Genomic DNA, 16,913 nt, shown 5'->3' on the forward strand with positions numbered 1-16,913 from the left:
CCCGTTATAAAATCGATTTATCGATTAAAAACTTCAAGCCCCTTGCTTAACCCATCCATAAATTTGTTTTATCCATAAGAGCGCTCTACTCTCAGACCGGCTGGCAGGTGAGCCTGATTCGCAACTTGATGATGCTGCGATTGAACGTGGATGAAGCGTCGACACTCTGACCTGCGCCAACCTGCATACGCCGGGTTCGCGGCGCCTCTGGCCCGTTGACGAACACCACCGAACATTTGGCGTCTACATCCCCGTAGTTGCTGACGGTGATTGACCCGATGTTGTGATAAACGTCGTGCGTCACGTAATCGATCTTCACGCCCTGATACTGCTTTTCGACCTCGATGGGGTACGCAAAAGCCGTCAAAGGCAACATGACCAGCAGTACACAGCACAGTCGATTCATTCGGCGATCTCCGAAGCGGGATTGTCAGAGTAGAACAAATAGCCAGCACATTAAGAGGAATTACAGCATGAAAGCGCCCCGCGTGACTCTCGACCAGTGGCGCACATTACAAGCCGTAGTCGACCACGGTGGCTTTGCTCAGGCCGCCGAGGCTCTGCACAGGTCGCAGTCATCGGTGAGTTACACCGTGGCGCGCATGCAGGAACAACTCGGCGTGCCGCTGTTACGCATTGACGGACGCAAGGCTGTGCTGACCGACGCCGGTGGCGTACTGCTGCGCCGTTCACGGCAACTGGTCAAACAGGCCAGCCAACTGGAAGACCTCGCCCACCATATGGAACAGGGCTGGGAAGCGGAAGTGCGGCTGGTGATTGATGCGGCCTATCCTTCGGCACGCCTGGTCAGGGCGTTGACCGCGTTCATGCCGCAAAGCCGCGGCTGCCGGGTGCGGTTGCGTGAAGAAGTGCTTTCGGGTGTCGAGGAGGTGTTGCTGGAAGGCGTCGCGGACCTGGCCATCAGCGGCTACAGCATTGCCGGGCATCTGGGCACCGAGATGAGCTCCGTCGAGTTCGTCGCCGTCGCTCATCCGGACCACGCCCTGCACCAGGCCAATCGCGAACTGACCTTTCAGGATCTGGAAAGTCAGCTGCAGGTGGTGATTCGCGACTCAGGCAGACAGCAACCCCGGGATTTCGGCTGGCTGGGCGCAGAGCAGCGCTGGACGGTCGGCAGCCTCGGTACAGCCGCCACCTTCGTCAGCAATGGCCTGGGTTTCGCCTGGCTGCCTCGCCACATGATCGAGCGTGAACTGCGCGAGGGGCTGCTCAAGCCGCTGCGCCTGGACAAGGGCGGCAGCCGCAACCCGACCTTCTATCTTTACTCCAGCAAGGACAGGTCGCTGGGCCCGGCCACGCAGATTCTCATCGATCTGATCCGCACGTTCGACACCGCACCACTGACCACGGCACTCACTGCTCCCCAACACGCCTGAAAGGAGTAGGCACATGGCTTTTTTCGAACACGACGACTGTTCGCTACACTATGAAGAGTATGGTCTGGGCGAACCCGTCTTGTTGTTACATGGCCTGGGTTCCAGCTGTCAGGACTGGGAATATCAGATCCCGGCACTGGCCAGTCAATACCGCGTCATCGTCATGGACATGCGTGGCCATGGTCGCTCGGACAAACCCTACGGGCGCTACAGCATTCAGGCCATGAGCAATGACGTGGAGGCGTTGATCGAACACCTTTATCTGGGTCCGGTACACCTGATCGGCCTGTCGATGGGCGGGATGATCGGCTTTCAGTTGGCGGTCGATCAACCGCACCTGCTCAAGAGCCTGTGCATCGTCAACAGCGCGCCACAGGTCAAGGTCAGAAGCGCAGGCGACCTTTGGCAATTGGCCAGACGCTGGACCCTGTCACGCATCGTCAGCATGCAGACCCTGGGCGAGGCGCTGGGCAAGCTGTTGTTTCCAAAGCCGGAACAGGCCGACCTGCGGTGCAAGATGGCCGAGCGTTGGGGCAAGAATGACAAGCGCGCCTATCTGGCCAGTTTCGATGCCATTGTCGGCTGGGGCGTGGAAAACAAACTGGGGCGCATTACCTGCCCGACGCTGATCATCGCGGCCGAACACGATTACACACCGGTTTCGCTCAAAGAGGCTTACGTCAAACGCCTGCCAAATGCGCGGCTGGTAGTCATCAACGACTCCCGGCATGCCACGCCACTCGACCAGCCCGAGCAATTCAATCGCACGCTGCTGGAATTCATGGCCAGCATCGGAGTCTGAAAACCTTGTGCAGCCGATAGGTGCGCTGGCTGATGGCATGAAGCCGCGCAAACCCTCTAACACGCTGGGCAAAGAACGCCAAACGTGGTTACCTTGCCGGCCACAGTCGATATCTCTTACCGAAGGACCTGTTGCCACATGCTGAAAAAAATCGCCCTCACCGCCTGCTCCGTATTGTTCGCCGCCAACCTGATGGCTGCCCCGGATAAAGCCACGCACGTGGTACTCGATACCAGCTTCGGCCAGATTGAAATCGAACTCGCAGACACCAAGGCACCGGTCAGCACCCAGAACTTTCTGGGCTACGTCGACAGCGGCTTCTACAGCAACACCATTTTTCACCGTGTGATTCCGGGCTTCATGGTGCAAGGTGGCGGTTTCACCCAGCAACTGGTTCAGAAGCCGACCAAGGACCCGATCAAGAACGAAGCACAGAACGGTTTGCACAACGTGCGTGGCACCATTGCCATGGCCCGTACTTCGGACGTTAACTCGGCTACCAGTCAATTCTTCATCAACACCAACGACAATGCCATGCTCGACAACGGCACACGTGACTTCGGTTACGCGGTGTTCGGTAAAGTCGTCAAGGGTATGGACGTGGTCGACAACATCGTCAACGCCCGCACCACTACTACGAAAGGCATGCAAAACGTGCCAATCGACCCGATCCTGATCAAGTCCGCCAAACGCGTCGACTAAGCAGGAAACCTGCACCGCATAAAGCCTTCGGGCTTTGTGCGGGCTGGACGGGAGAGCCTCCACTTATCAAGGAGAACCCACGTCGCGTGGGTGTGATAGCCAATGCTTTATCGTCGTTTTGAAAAACTGATCGATATCTTCAAAGACGCCCCTACCCCTGCCCCGCCCAACACTGTCTTCGCGTTTTACATGTATTACCTGCGTCAGGTATGGCCGACGTTTCTCGCGCTTCTGGTCGTGGGACTGATCGGGGCGCTGATCGAGGTGTCGCTGTTCAACTACCTGAGCCGCATTATCGACCTGGCGCAAACCACGCCGCCCAAGGATTTTTTCAGCGTTCATGGCCCGGAACTGATCTGGATGGTGGTGGTGGCCCTGCTGCTGCGCCCGATCTTCGTCGGCCTGCACGACCTGCTGGTGCATCAGACCATCAGCCCCGGCATGACCAACCTGATTCGTTGGCAAAACCACAGCTACGTGCTCAAACAGAGCGTCAACTTCTTCCAGAACGATTTCGCCGGGCGTATCGCCCAGCGCATCATGCAGACCGGCAACTCGCTGCGCGACTCGGCGGTGCAATCGGTGGATGCGCTGTGGCATGTACTGATCTACGCGATCAGCGCCATGGTGCTGTTCGCCGAGGCTGACTGGCGCCTGATGATACCGCTGGGCACCTGGATCGTGGCGTTCATACTCTCGCTGATGTACTTCGTCCCCAGGGTCAAGCAACGCTCGGTGGAGTCGTCCGATGCGCGCTCCAGGCTCATGGGCCGGATAGTCGACGGCTACACCAACATCACCACATTGAAACTGTTCGCGCACACCAATCATGAGCAGCAATATGCGCGTGAAGCGATGCGTGACCAGACCGAGAAAAGCCAGCTGGCTGGCCGTGTCGTCACATCGATGGACACCACCATCACCACCATGAACGGCGTGCTGATCGTCACCACCACCGGGCTTGCCCTGTGGTTGTGGACCCAGTCGATGATCTCGGTGGGGGCCATCGCGCTGGCCACAGGCCTGGTGATTCGTATCGTCAACATGTCCGGCTGGATCATGTGGGTGGTCAATGGCATTTTCGAGAACATCGGCACCGTGCAGGACGGCCTGGAGAGCATCTCGCAGCCTGTCACGGTGAATGACCAGCCCGGCGCGCTGCCGCTGAAGATCGAAAACGGCGGCGTCCGGTTCGATGGCGTTGATTTCCATTACGGCAATGGCAACGGGATCATTCACAACCTCAACTTGGACATCAAACCGGGCGAAAAAATCGGTTTGATCGGGCCTTCAGGCGCCGGCAAGTCGACGCTGGTGAACCTGCTGCTGCGCATGTATGACGTTCAAGGCGGCAGGATCCTGATCGACGGTCAGGATATTTCCGAGATTACCCAGGAAAGCCTGCGTGCGCAGATCGGCATGATCACTCAGGACACGTCGCTGCTGCACCGTTCCATTCGCGAAAACCTGCTGTATGGCAATCCTGACGCCACTGACGAACAGCTCTGGGAATCGATCTGCAAGGCCCGTGCCGAAGAGTTCATCCCGCAGTTGTCGGATTCCGAAGGCCGCACCGGTTTTGATGCCCATGTGGGAGAGCGCGGCGTCAAGCTGTCCGGCGGTCAGCGCCAGCGAATCGCGATCACCCGTGTGCTGCTCAAGGACGCACCGATCCTGATCATGGATGAAGCCACCTCGGCACTTGATTCGGAAGTTGAAGCAGCGATTCAGGAAAGCCTGGAAACCTTGATGCAAGGCAAGACCGTCATCGCCATTGCCCACCGCCTGTCGACCATAGCCCGTATGGATCGTCTGGTGGTACTGGAAAAAGGCCAGATCGCCGAAACCGGCACCCACGCCGAACTGCTGGCCCGCGGCGGGCTGTATGCGCGGTTGTGGCAGCATCAGACGGGTGGGTTTGTAGGGGTGGATTGAGGATGGGGAGATTGCTGGCCTCTTCGCGAGCAAGCTCGCTTCCACAGGATCTTCAGAGGCCAGTGATCTACCCGCTGCCATGTATACCCATGACTATCGTGCCAATGCTCCGCGTTGGCATGCATTTCGTGACGCTCCGCGTCACAAGTCTGCGCCGCTCCGCACAATCAAGAGCGGACGCAGAGCGTCCAGAACTGCACTCCCACGCGGAGCGTGAGGAACGAGATTCAAGTCTCGTGCCGATGCTCCACGCGGGAAGGCATATCCCCCGCTACTCCGCCTGCCGATACGGCAACGCACTCCTCGCCTCATCGGCATACGCCAGTACGCCGACGCGTTCCTGCTCGAGAAACTCGCTGACCGAGTCTTTCAACCCTGGGTGCATCAGGTAATGCCATGACCGGGTGATCTGCGGTTCGAAGCCACGAATCAATTTATGCTCACCTTGGGCGCCGGCATCGAATCGTTGCAGACCATGGGCGATGGCGTAGTCCATGCCCTGATAGAAACAGGTCTCGAAGTGCAGTCGGTCAAACTCGGCCAGGCAACCCCAGTAGCGCCCGTAGAAACTATCGTCACCGATCAGGCTGAAAGCCATCGCCACAGGCCGTGAGCCCTGCAAGGCGATGACCACGCGGATCGATTCGGGCATACGCTCGGCCAGCAGACTGAAAAATTCGCGTGTCAGGTATGGCGCCTGCCCGCGAATTTCGTAGGTATTGGAATAGCAGGCGTAGACGAAGTCCCACAGCACTTCGCTCATCTGCGCGCCTTCGAGCCATTCAAACTCGATGCCCTGCCCCGCCACCTGTTCACGCTCCTTGCGCATCTGCTTGCGCTTGCGCGAACTCAATGCGTCCAGAAAGTCCTGAAAGTCGCGGTAACCCCGGTTATGCCAATGAAACTGACAACCAAAGCGCTGCAGCCAGCCCGGTTGCGATTCAAGCAAGGCATCGGCAGCCGGGTCGGTGAAATTCACATGGGCGCTCGACAGCCCCTCGCTCTGCAGATAGGCCGGCAGCTCGCTGAGCAACTCCATGCCGCCTTGAGGCGTTGCCGACAGGATGCGTGAGCCGCCAACCGGGCTGAACGGCACCGCGACCAACAGTTTGGGGTAATAGGCGATTCCGGCACGACGGCAGGCGTCTGCCCAGGCGTGATCGAACACATATTCGCCGTACGAGTGCCACTTCCGGTAGGCCGGCAATGCCGCAACCAGTTGATCGTTTTCGTAGTGCAGCACATGTTCGGCACGCCAACCGGAGCGTGGCCCTAGACTGCCGCTGTCTTCCAGTGCGCTGAGAAAGGCATGCCGCAGGAACGGCTGATTGCCCGGCACCAGTGCGTCCCATTGAGCAGGCGCAACGGTGCTTAGGTTGTCGATAACGTGAACGGGCATGCAGATTCCCCGGATTGTCAGGCGTTATGGAGAGTATCCCTTATTGAGGCCCTGCGTTCACAGCGTCCGAGAGCTGTATGGAAAGTTTGATCGCACACGCCTTGATCGCACGCATGCGTTCCTTGGTGATCTGTTTTACCCGGTCAAGGTATTGTTGATCGGATTGCATGTCCGGCGACAGCTCATCCAGAACGGCGAGACGCTCAGCAAAAGGGCGCTTTACCGGCTCAAACTCGTGGGCGTAGCGGATTTCCAAATAATCCATCCAGAACTCCCTGGCAATCAGTGACTCGAAAAACGCAGGAGTACTTTCACGCGCAATTATCTCGCGGTAGGCGGAATCCAGATCGGCGTCACTCACCCCCGCCAGAGTCCTGAACAGCATGGATCTGGACCGGCTGGCCAATCCAAGCCGGACCTGCAAACCCGTTCGATAGGCCAGTCGTACTTCGGCTTCATCTACCGTTTTATTGCTTGTCATCCGAAGAGCAATATCGCGACGGGCAATTTTTTCCACCTCATCGAGACGGTCGAGACTGCGGGTCATCTTGAACAGCTCCAGTGGCCGTGCGGCTTCCGGCGTGGATGACGTAATCGCGAACACCCCAACGCGAACTTCCATGTCCCCGAATATTAACGCCAGACCATCGCCACAGGTTTGAGGATGGGCGGCAAGATCAAACAATTGCCGACGCAGCTCCCCATTTTCAGCAGCCGCTTCCATCATCGTCCAGACCCGTGTCGTGAGCGCTTTACGATCATTGAAAAAGTCTGCTGAAGTGGTCAGGTCGCTCAACACCTGAAAAAAATCCGTAGAACCGGAACAGTCCTGCACGTTATGCCAAAGCTCTGTCCGTGCAGCCAGTTGCTCACCACTCGCACTGCCAAGCCAGGTCTTAAGGGCAGGCGTTTCCTGATGCAACAAGCGGTTATGGCTGATACCCAAACGGAACTGATACCGTTGCTCACGCAGCACTCTGATCCGTTCATGCGTCTGCACACTCAGCGGATTACCATTCAAATGTATATTCAGACGATTATCGCTGAGGGAGCGATCAATAAGGGCGAGCGCCTGGGTGGTTATGTCCGAGATATGGTTGTCACGAAGGTCGAGAAGCATCAGATCAGAACTGCGCCAGTTCCACTCTGGCACCCTTTCAATACCTGTAGAACGTAAAAAAAGCATGCGCAGTGCGTTGAGCGGACTCAGCCGCGTGCTCCGCCCAAGCGAGCAAAAACTGAGGTCCAGAACTTCCAGTCGGCTCAGATTGCGCAAACCGGCGTTGCACTGGTCGGTCCAGACCAGCGGGTTGTGTCTGAGTGACAACTCTCTGAGTCGAGTCATCCGCCCTATCGACTCTGGCAGGGATTGCAGCGCATTGAAATCCAGGCTCAATGAATGCAGGTTGCTGAAATGCTTAAGTAATACATCAGCCTGTAAATGGGTAAGCCGCATGTTTCGAGCGTTTAAAACCGCCACATGACTGAAGTCAGCCAATACCTCCGGCATGTTTCCTATCCGTAGACCCTCCAGATCAAGCGAATACCCCAAAAACTCACCCTGATAGTTTCTGCAGTGAGCGCTCAGGCGCCTCCAGCAATTGCGAATTCGCAACGTCGCGATTGCCCTCGGTCTAAGCAGTGACGAGGGCTCAGCTTGCAGTACCCAATTGTCCAGGCCGGTTTGCAAAGTGCTCAGTTCCTGAGCGAGGCCTTGCAGCCTTTGTCGAACAAAGTTCGTCAATTGCGAGGCAGAACCTGTGTGCTCTGCACGCAGAGCCTGAAGAAACGTCGTAACCTGCTCCTCGGAAAAATCCGGATACAGGCTTTTTACCGCAAGCTCTGGCGAGTGGCTGGGCGCACCAATCCCAAGCCTGCGGAAGAGGCCACGCAAACGTCCGCTCAGGGGGTAACCCACACGGCCATCGTGCAGTCGTTGCGGCCATTTGATGCCAGGCTTGATCGGCTGCAACTGCAGGATTTCCGCTATCCGGTCGCGTCTGTCAGATGCGATACGACACAAAAGACTGCGCAGGTGCTGCTCATCCGCATTCACTGGCAATTCGATGTTGACTCGCACGTCATCAGGAAGCGCGTTCAGCAGAGCACTGAAAAAGCTCTGACCAGCCTCACCTATAGACTCACCCAACTGATTGAAGGGCTGAAATACCTCTTCGGTTCTGATCAGAACCCGATGCACGACAGTCGTCTGGTCACTTTCAAGGCTCGCGATCTCATCGCCCTCCAGCGTGTCTTTCAGCAGATCGATTGAAACGTCGCCACGCCAGCCCGGCGTGTACGGCAACATGCCAAGCCCAGTCGCACAGGTGTCCGGATTACCCGACGAGCGTCGGTAGAAGCCTTCGATGGCCCTGTTTATTCGCAGTTGCTGCTGATACTCACGAGCATGCTCGGCAAGCTCAAGAGGGATACGTTTTTCCGAGGTCATCCGTGCGGTGTCTGCATCGCTCGCCATCTCGATGAGTTCCAAAGCGATGCTGTCCGGCACACTGCTGAAATCGCGTTGAATCAGCTTGACCAGCGGCTCACTGCTGCGGTTGTGCAGTGCATAAACCTCGTCAAGCAACGGCCCCATGTGAAGTTGCGCACAGTCGGCCAGATAACGTTTGAAACCTTGAACCTGCGAAGTTTTATCTGCACCGCTGGTTCCCGTCAGATGACTGACTTCATCGGGTGTCAGCCCTTCCAGCAATTGGCCGAGCGCCTGCGTGAGGTCTTCTGTCGCGCCCACGACACTGGATGAAAATGTCATATGCGCCCCCACGTTCCAGGCGTCGAGCATGGTTCCGCCTGCGTCTAACACTAACAACCCTCGGCTCTTGTGCCAGTGCGGCGACGACACCAGCAGCTTCATCCATGGCTCGATATGAGTGACAGGCACTGGCGAGGACTCTTCTGCCTTGAGGGCGTCTATGCAAGCTTGCAAGCCCCGCTCGATTTCCATGCGCTGGATGGCATCTCTCAGCAGAGCTGGAAGCGGATGACTTTCGACATGTATCTGACGCAACAACGCCTCGTTGCTGCCCGTAATGCTCAAGACCCGCGAGATCTCTTCTTCGGTGAACGCATCACACGTCACATTAAGCCGCCTGAACGCTGTGACTTCATCCCAGCCCATGGGGTTTTCCCACTCGTGACGCCAGGCACCGGCCCCGTTGTGCTCAAGCTTAGGCGAGTAGGCGTGCTGATCCTGTGGGTGCCTGATACGCCAGTTTTTTCCGGTTGCATCTGCTTCAACGCGGTACAGCTTGCCGTTCATTGGCAGCCACGTCTTGCTGTCGAATTCGTAAAGCCCCAGCGGGTTGGCACGCAAACCGTCAGGCACCGTAACTGTATCCGCATAACCGCCAACAGTCGGCTTTCCAAGACGAACCGATCCATCCACCCTCTTCTGCACCAGGCTTTCGATAAACATCGACGGTTCCAGCCGATCGAGCGCGCCAATGACGCTGCCCACCACCACTGTCTGAGCGACGTTTTCGGCGATGTTATAAACATGTTGCATGGCCTCTTCCACTTCCCCGTGCGTCCAGTCTTCGTAGGCAACGAACGCTTCGCGGACAAGCTGATAGAGAGCAACCACGGCCATGACTTCACCCAGCACAGGCACAAAGAGCCCGGCCGCATTGAGTATGTCCATGCCACTGTTTTTCAGGTTGTCGAGCAGCGCATCCCTGGCTAACTGATCAGCCTGCGCAGACGGCACCGCTATGGTCCGTGAATCAACGTAGGTTTTGGCCAGCAGGTGGTCGTAAAGCAACTCGAACGGGGGCTTGGAAAATGGCTGCGCCTGCAACACCAGGTCGGCATTGACGTCCAGCGTGTGTTGCTGGACCGGGTAGAGCCGCGATTTCAGCTTCGCAAAAAACTCCGGACTTTGGCCAAGGCTGACGAAGCGGCTGAAATAGCGCCTGTAACTGTCACTGTCGAGCGCTGCCACGAGGCTGTCGTTGAAAGCCCGGAGTGACGCGAACTGTTTGAGCGGGTGTGACGGCTCTGAAGGCATATAGACAAGACAAGGCCCACTGTCAGGGTCAGCAATATCCTGCTGAATCAGCAAAGCCCCGTGTAACAGGCAGCCCGAAAAAGCGTAGGTATCGAGCATATGCAACTGACAATAGCGCAACCCCTGCCCCCCCATTGCGCATGGACGTCGGGCTTCACTACGCTCAACAGCATCTGGTAAGCGGCTTCGCTGATATCGCCCTTCATCATGGCAATGTGCGCAAGCACCTCGACAGCATCGCGCTCACCGTCGATAAAAACAGTGGCAACCGCTTTCGCGGCGCCTGGCGTGGAAGGTTTGAATACACTGTCCAGATGCGCCTGATACCGGCCACCAAGATCCAGTTCATGACAAAAATCAGCGAATTGCTCAAGGTCGATATCAAGACGGTCCTTGTATTCCACCTTGTACCTGCGCTGAGCACTGTCGATAAGCCAGTAACGCAGGCCTCCAGTACGAAGTATTGCCGAGTACGGATCGAAGCGGCTTCGGTTACTGGAGGCGAAGTTCTGCAAGGCGGCCTGCAACAGCGTCTGTTCAAGGGGATTCGGCTTCCAGGAACCGTCATAACGCCAGGTCATCAGTTGAAAGGCTTCGACATCCAAGGGACGTTCGAAGCGTTCGAAAAACGCTTGCGTCAGCAGAGGCGCTGCGAATGCTTGTGCTGATAAAAGACGATTGCGAATGGGCCCGAGCGCATGCGTGGAACGCAGGGTTTTCTGATGACTGGCATGCAGTGCCTGGCGCAAGGTCGCCGGGGCGTTCAAATACCAGTCAGGCAGGCTGCCTCTGATGAATCCGGCATTTGGATGCTCAACGTCGAATGGCGCAGAGTCGAGTTGTCGTGAGGAAGGCAGGGAACCAGGCGAGGCTGGCGTTCCAGACGTGGTGTTGGCGGTAAACATGATCGATACCCGTGATGGCTTCGGAAAAAGCCAACACGATAAAGATCCGCCGGGGTGCAGGTGACATAACGGGATATGACAGGCAGCGTCTGATATCCAGACGCTGCCCATAAAGCGCTATCAGCGCTTGCGCAGAATCACGCTGCCAATCGAGTAACCGGCACCGAACGAGCTGAGCACGGCGAGCGCGCCCTTGGGCAAGTCATCCTGATAGGTATGAAACGCAATGACCGAGCCTGCCGAGCTGGTGTTGCCATAAGTGTCGAGAATCACTGGCGCTTCCTCTACGGTGGCATCACGACCCAGCAGCTTCTTGACGATCAACTGGTTCATGCTCAGGTTGGCCTGATGCAGCCAGAAGCGTTTGACGTCAGTGATGTTGATACCGTTGTCCTGCAAATGCGCCGCGACCAGCTCGGCGACCATCGGGCAGACCTCGCGGAACACCTTGCGGCCTTCCTGCACAAACAGCTTGTCCGGCGCATTCTGGCCCTCGTCCGAGGTACGGTTGAGGAAACCGAAATTGTTGCGGATGTTGTTGGAGAATTTGGTCAACAAACGAGTACTGACGATATCGAACTGGTAAGGCGAGGTGGCGAGATCCGCGCGCTCGACCACAACGGCTGTGGCCCCGTCGCCAAAAATGAAATGGCTGTCACGGTCACGGAAATTAAGGTGCGCGGTGCAGATTTCCGGACTGATCACCAGCAAGGCGCGGGCCTGCCCCAATTGCACGCTGTTGCAGGCTGCCTGGATACCGAAGGTGGCCGAAGAACAGGCCACGTTCATGTCGAAACCATAGCCCGCGACACCCAGCGCTTCCTGAATCTCGATGGAAATCGCCGGATAGGCGCGCTGCAAGTTGGAGCAGGCAACGATTACACCGTCGATATCGGCAGCGGTTTTGCCTGCACGTTGCAAAGCCTGTTCGGCCGCAGCAACCCCCATCTGGCAGAGAATCGACCGTTCATCATTGCCGCGCTCCGGCAGGTTGGGCTTCATGCGCTGCGGGTCGAGAATGCCTTGTTTATCCATGACAAAGCGGCTTTTGATGCCCGATGCTTTTTCGATGAACGCGGCGCTGGATTCACTGAGTGCTTCCACTTCACCACGTTCGATAGCCGCTGCGTTGTCGCTGTTGAACTGTGCGACATAGGCATTGAAAGACTGCACCAGCTCTTCGTTGGAGATGCTGTTGGCCGGGGTAAACAGGCCTGTGCCACTGATGACGACGTTGTGCACGGTCGTTCCTCTCTTATTGAGTTGCAGGTAAACACCTGCTCAGGCACGGTGTTCGGAGGCCCTCTGTTTTTGGGACCAACGTACCAGTGCGACTGTAAAAGCTGCCCGCAACAGAGAGCAGCATTTCATGACACGGTGAAGACAGGCGCGGAGTGTGCCACAGAGCCCGGTTTTGGCGCTATCGGGCCAATGAATATAGGCCTGATAGCGACAATTGACTGTGCTGAAGGCCGACGCAGGATCAGCCCTCCACCTGACTCCACTGCTTGCTCAACCGTTTGTCCGACACCGGCATTTTGGTGCCTAACTGCTGAGCGAACAGCGACACGCGGTATTCCTCCATCCACCAGCGATACAGCGCCAGTTCCGGGTCGCGCTTGCCTTCCTGGGCGTGCTTGTCGGCACGTGTCTGGTATTGCGTCCACAGGCCTGCCAGCTCGATGCTCCACACCCGGTCTTTCTGCACCTGACCTGGCAGTTTTTCCAGACGCATCTCGATAGCCTTCAGGTAGCGCGGCAGTTCCTTGAGCCACACCGCCGGGGTTTCACGCACGAAACCGGGGTACACCAGTTTGCTCAGTTGCGCCTTGATATCGTTGAGGGCAACCGCCTGAGACAGGTCAATCTTGCCTTTGAAGCGCTTTTGCAGTCCGTGCCACAGCTTGAGAATCTCCAGCGTCAGCTTCGCGAGCCGCTCGGCATGCTCGGTCCAGTCGGCGCGCTTGCGCTCAGCCAGCGACAACAGGCCGGCACCGTCGCGCGGCAACTCGGCTTCACCTTCCAGCACGCAACTGTCGAGGCTGGCCAGCAGGATGTCCTCTATCAACGCATCGATGCGGCCCAGCTCGCGGTGCAACAAGGCCAGCTCGGTCTGCCCCGGCAGTTTGTTACGCAGGAACTTCGCCGGTTCAGCCAGCTGTTGCAGCAGCAAACGCTGCAAAGCAAGGCGATGCTGATATTCAGCTTCGGCCTGCGTGGAGAACCGGCCTTCCTTGACCGCTCCGCCCTCTTCGACCAACGCGGGATAAACCGTCATCGACAACCCGGCGATGTTCTGCTGAGTCTTTTGCGCCACCGCAGCAAAGGCCTTGGCCTGCACCGGCTGCTGGCTTTTCGCGGTTTGAGGTACGGCCAGTGCGGCCTGGCTCGCCTCGGCAAAGCGCGCCGTCAGCTCGGCCAGATCACGACCCTCACCGAGAAACTTGCCGCTGCCATCGACGATTTCCAGGTTCATCTTCAGGTGGCCTTCAAGCTGCTGCGCGGCTTCAGCCCAGCCCTCGTCGCTGACCCGCACGCCGGTCATGCGCAGAAGCTCACGCCCCAGCGCCTGGGGCAATGAGCCCTCGCTGAAGGTAATACGTTGCAACGCGGCCTTGATGAAATCCGGGACCGGCACGAAGTTCTTGCGCACCGCCTTGGGCAGGTTGCGCACCAGCGCAATGCTCTTGGTCTCGAGCAAGCCCGGCACCAGCCACTCCAGGCGCTCGGCAGGCAGCGACAGCAACAGGGGCGCAGGGACGCGCAAGGTCACGCCGTCACGTGGGTGGTTGGGCTCGAAGTGGTAACTCAGCGACAGACTGAGGTCGCCCAGGTGCAAGGTATCCGGATACTGCGCGGCGGTAACTTCACTGGCCTCGCGGGCCAGCACATCCTCTTCGCGCATGATCAGCAGTTGCGGGTTCTTCTGGCTTTCAGTCTTGTACCAGCTGTCGAACGTCGCCGTCTGATGAATCTCGGCCGGGATTCGCGCTTCATAGAAGCTGAACAAGGTGTCTTCGTCAGCCAGAATATCGCGACGTCGAGCCTTGGCCTCCAGCTCATCGAGCTGCTCCAGCAGGCGGGTATTGGCACTCAGGCATTTTGCCCGCGACAGGATGTCACCGCGCACCAGACCTTCGCGAATGAACAGCTCGCGCGACACCACCGGGTCAATCGGCCCGTAATGCACCGGACGGCGACCAACCACGATCAGGCCGAACAGCGTAATCTGCTCGAACGCTACGACCTGCCCGCGCTTCTTCTCCCAGTGCGGCTCGAAATGATTTTTCTTGATCAGGTGGCCAGCCAGCGGCTCGATCCAGTCCGAATCGATCTTGGCCACCATGCGCGCGTACAGCTTGGTGGTTTCCACCAGCTCAGCGGTCATCAACCACTGCGGGCGCTTCTTGCCGAGCCCGGAAGACGGGTGAATCCAGAAGCGCCGCTGCCGTGCGCCAAGGTAGTCACCCTCGTCGGCCTTTTGCCCGATCTGACTCAGCAGACCAGAAAGAATGGCCTTGTGGAATTTCGGGTAATCGGCCGGTTCCTTGTTGACCGTCAGTTGCAGATCGCGGCAGATCAGGCTCAGCTGTCGATGGGAATCACGCCACTCGCGCAGGCGCAGGTAATTCAGGAAATTACGCCGGCACCAGTTACGCAGCGGACTGGCCGTCAGGGTCTGGCGCTGCTCTTCAAAACCGCGCCACAGATTGACCAGCCCGGCGAAGTCCGAGTCGGCGTCTTTCCATTGCGCATGGGCCTGATCAGCCGCCTGCTGACGCTCGGGTGGACGCTCACGCACATCCTGCACGGACATGGCACTGGCCACGATCAAGACTTCCTGCAGGCTGCCCTGCTTCGCAGCTTCCAGAAGCATGCGACCCATGCGCGGGTCCACTGGCAGGCGCGCCAGTTGACGGCCCAGCGGGGTCAGCTGATTTTCCCGATTGACTGCCGACAGCTCCTGCAACAGGTTGAAACCGTCGCTGATCGCTTTGCCATCCGGCGGCTCGATGAACGGGAAATCGGTGATCTCGCCCAGACGCAGGTGCAGCATCTGCAGGATGACCGCTGCCAGGTTGGTGCGCAGTATCTCGGGGTCGGTGAATTCAGGTCGACCGTTGAAATCCTCTTCGCTGTACAGACGCACGCACAAACCGGGCTCGACACGCCCGCAACGGCCTTTGCGCTGGTTGGCGCTGGCCTGCGATACCGCCTCGATCGGCAGGCGCTGGACCTTGGCGCGATAGCTATAGCGGCTGATGCGCGCAGTACCGGTATCGATCACGTAGCGGATGCCCGGCACGGTCAGCGAGGTTTCGGCCACGTTGGTGGCCAGCACCACACGACGACCCGGATGGGACTGAAAGATACGCTGCTGTTCGGCAGGCGAAAGGCGTGCGTACAGCGGCAGAATTTCGGTGTGCCTGAGCTGCGCCTTGCGCAGTACCTCGGCGGCATCGCGGATCTCGCGTTCGCCGGGCAGAAACACCAGCACGTCGCCCGGGCTCTTGCGCTCGCTACGCTCAAAGGCCGCCAGCTCATCCAGCGTGGCCAGAATGGCCTGATCGACTGTCAGGTCTTCCTCGACGCTGTTGCCTTCCTCGTCCTGCTCGCTGGTCAGCGGGCGGTACCAGAGGTCGACAGGGAAGGTACGCCCGGACACTTCGATCACCGGAGCATCGTTGAAGTGCTCGGAAAAGCGCTGCAGGTCGATGGTCGCGGAGGTGATGATGACCTTCAGGTCCGGGCGACGTGGCAGCAGGGTTTTCAGGTAGCCGAGCAGGAAGTCGATGTTCAGACTGCGTTCATGAGCTTCGTCGACGATGATCGTGTCGTAGCGCTCAAGGAAGCGGTCATGCTGGGTTTCGGCCAGCAGAATACCGTCGGTCATCAGTTTGATCAGCGTGTTGCTGTCGCTCTGATCTTCAAAGCGCACCTGATAACCGACCAGCGCGCCCAGCGGTGTGCCCAACTCATCGGCCACCCGGCTGGCCACACTGCGTGCGGCGATCCGGCGCGGTTGGGTATGGCCGATCAGACCGTGCTGACCACGACCGATTTCCAGGCAGATTTTCGGCAATTGGGTGGTCTTGCCGGAGCCGGTTTCACCGGCAATGATCAGCACCTGATGCTTGAGCAAGGCCTCCTTGATCTCATCGCGTTTGGCGGCGATGGGCAGGTTGTCGTCATAACGGATGGTCGGCACGCTCTCACGCCGCGCCGTCACCTGCGCACAGGAGGCTTGAACCCGCGCTACCCACTGCGCCAGCTTCGCCTCGTCAGGCTTTTTGCGCAGGTCATGCAACTGACGGCGCAGGCGATGACGTTCGCTGATCATCGCTTGGTCGAGGTTTTTCAGAAGTTGGTCGATAGAGGGCGATTCGTCGGTCATCAGGCGCGCAGGGTCTTTTTTCAAATGGCAGGTGCGGATTGTCGCAGATTGTGGCGGGTCGTGACGAATGGCCTGAATGCCAGGCTATCCATCGCGGTCATGGTTTGCCGGCAGCCCGGCTCAATTACAACAAAGTATGAGGTACGCAATACCGGACGCTCCGCGTCCTCATTGCGACGCAGAGCGTCGAGACCTGCATTCCCACGCTGGAGCGTGCGGAACGATAATCTCAACTATCGTGCGGCGCTCTGCGTCGCATGCCTTTCCGGACGCTCCGCGTCCTCATTGCGACGCAGAGCGTCGAGACCTGCGTTCCCACGCTGGAGCGTGCGGAACGATAATCTCAACTAT

General features: G+C 58.3%; 8 protein-coding genes and 1 pseudogene. 4 read left to right on the plus strand and 5 right to left on the minus strand.

Annotated features, from left to right (window positions below):
- Positions 1–91 precede the first annotated feature (91 nt).
- Entirely contained in the window at positions 92–406 is a 315-nt protein-coding gene (locus tag RYB66_RS19685; protein ID WP_057405518.1) for a hypothetical protein, read from the minus strand.
- Between the two features lie 67 nt (positions 407–473).
- On the opposite strand from RYB66_RS19685, the gene RYB66_RS19690 reads away from it, so the two are divergent.
- From RYB66_RS19690 to RYB66_RS19705, 4 genes are all read left to right on the plus strand, one after another.
- Positions 474–1,397 carry a LysR family transcriptional regulator gene (locus RYB66_RS19690; RefSeq protein ID WP_002554785.1) on the plus strand — a complete coding sequence of 308 codons (924 nt, stop codon included), beginning with the start codon at positions 474–476 and terminating at the stop codon, positions 1,395–1,397.
- Positions 1,398–1,410: 13 nt separating this feature from the next.
- Entirely contained in the window at positions 1,411–2,199 is a 789-nt protein-coding gene (locus RYB66_RS19695) for an alpha/beta hydrolase (RefSeq protein ID WP_316895219.1), read from the plus strand.
- A gap of 138 nt (positions 2,200–2,337) precedes the next feature.
- The gene (locus RYB66_RS19700) at positions 2,338–2,901 is read left to right on the plus strand and encodes a peptidylprolyl isomerase A (protein ID WP_016982514.1); all 564 of its coding nucleotides are present in this window, start codon (positions 2,338–2,340) and stop codon (positions 2,899–2,901) included.
- A 102-nt stretch (positions 2,902–3,003) separates the two neighbouring features.
- Positions 3,004–4,836 (plus strand): ABC transporter ATP-binding protein, encoded by a 1,833-nt coding sequence (locus RYB66_RS19705; protein WP_316895221.1) that lies wholly within the window; start codon positions 3,004–3,006, stop codon positions 4,834–4,836.
- A gap of 271 nt (positions 4,837–5,107) precedes the next feature.
- Here RYB66_RS19705 and RYB66_RS19710 read toward each other — a convergent pair whose 3' ends face one another.
- From RYB66_RS19710 to hrpA, 4 genes and pseudogenes are all read right to left on the minus strand, one after another.
- Positions 5,108–6,235 carry a GNAT family N-acetyltransferase gene (locus tag RYB66_RS19710; protein WP_316895223.1) on the minus strand — a complete coding sequence of 376 codons (1,128 nt, stop codon included), beginning with the start codon at positions 6,233–6,235 and terminating at the stop codon, positions 5,108–5,110.
- 40 nt (positions 6,236–6,275) lie between these two features.
- A pseudogene (locus RYB66_RS19715) lies at positions 6,276–11,167 on the minus strand (NEL-type E3 ubiquitin ligase domain-containing protein).
- A gap of 120 nt (positions 11,168–11,287) precedes the next feature.
- Complete coding sequence (locus RYB66_RS19720) at positions 11,288–12,409, minus strand: beta-ketoacyl-ACP synthase III (RefSeq protein WP_057405504.1); 1,122 nt, start codon at positions 12,407–12,409, stop codon at positions 11,288–11,290.
- Between the two features lie 241 nt (positions 12,410–12,650).
- A complete protein-coding gene (hrpA, locus tag RYB66_RS19725) occupies positions 12,651–16,562 on the minus strand; it encodes an ATP-dependent RNA helicase HrpA (RefSeq protein WP_316895226.1) in 3,912 nt (1,303 codons plus the stop codon).
- Positions 16,563–16,913: the final 351 nt, after the last annotated feature.

The sequence above is a fragment of the Pseudomonas syringae group sp. 243L2 genome (genome assembly GCF_032587875.1).
In the GTDB taxonomy this organism is placed as follows: domain Bacteria; phylum Pseudomonadota; class Gammaproteobacteria; order Pseudomonadales; family Pseudomonadaceae; genus Aquipseudomonas; species Aquipseudomonas amygdali.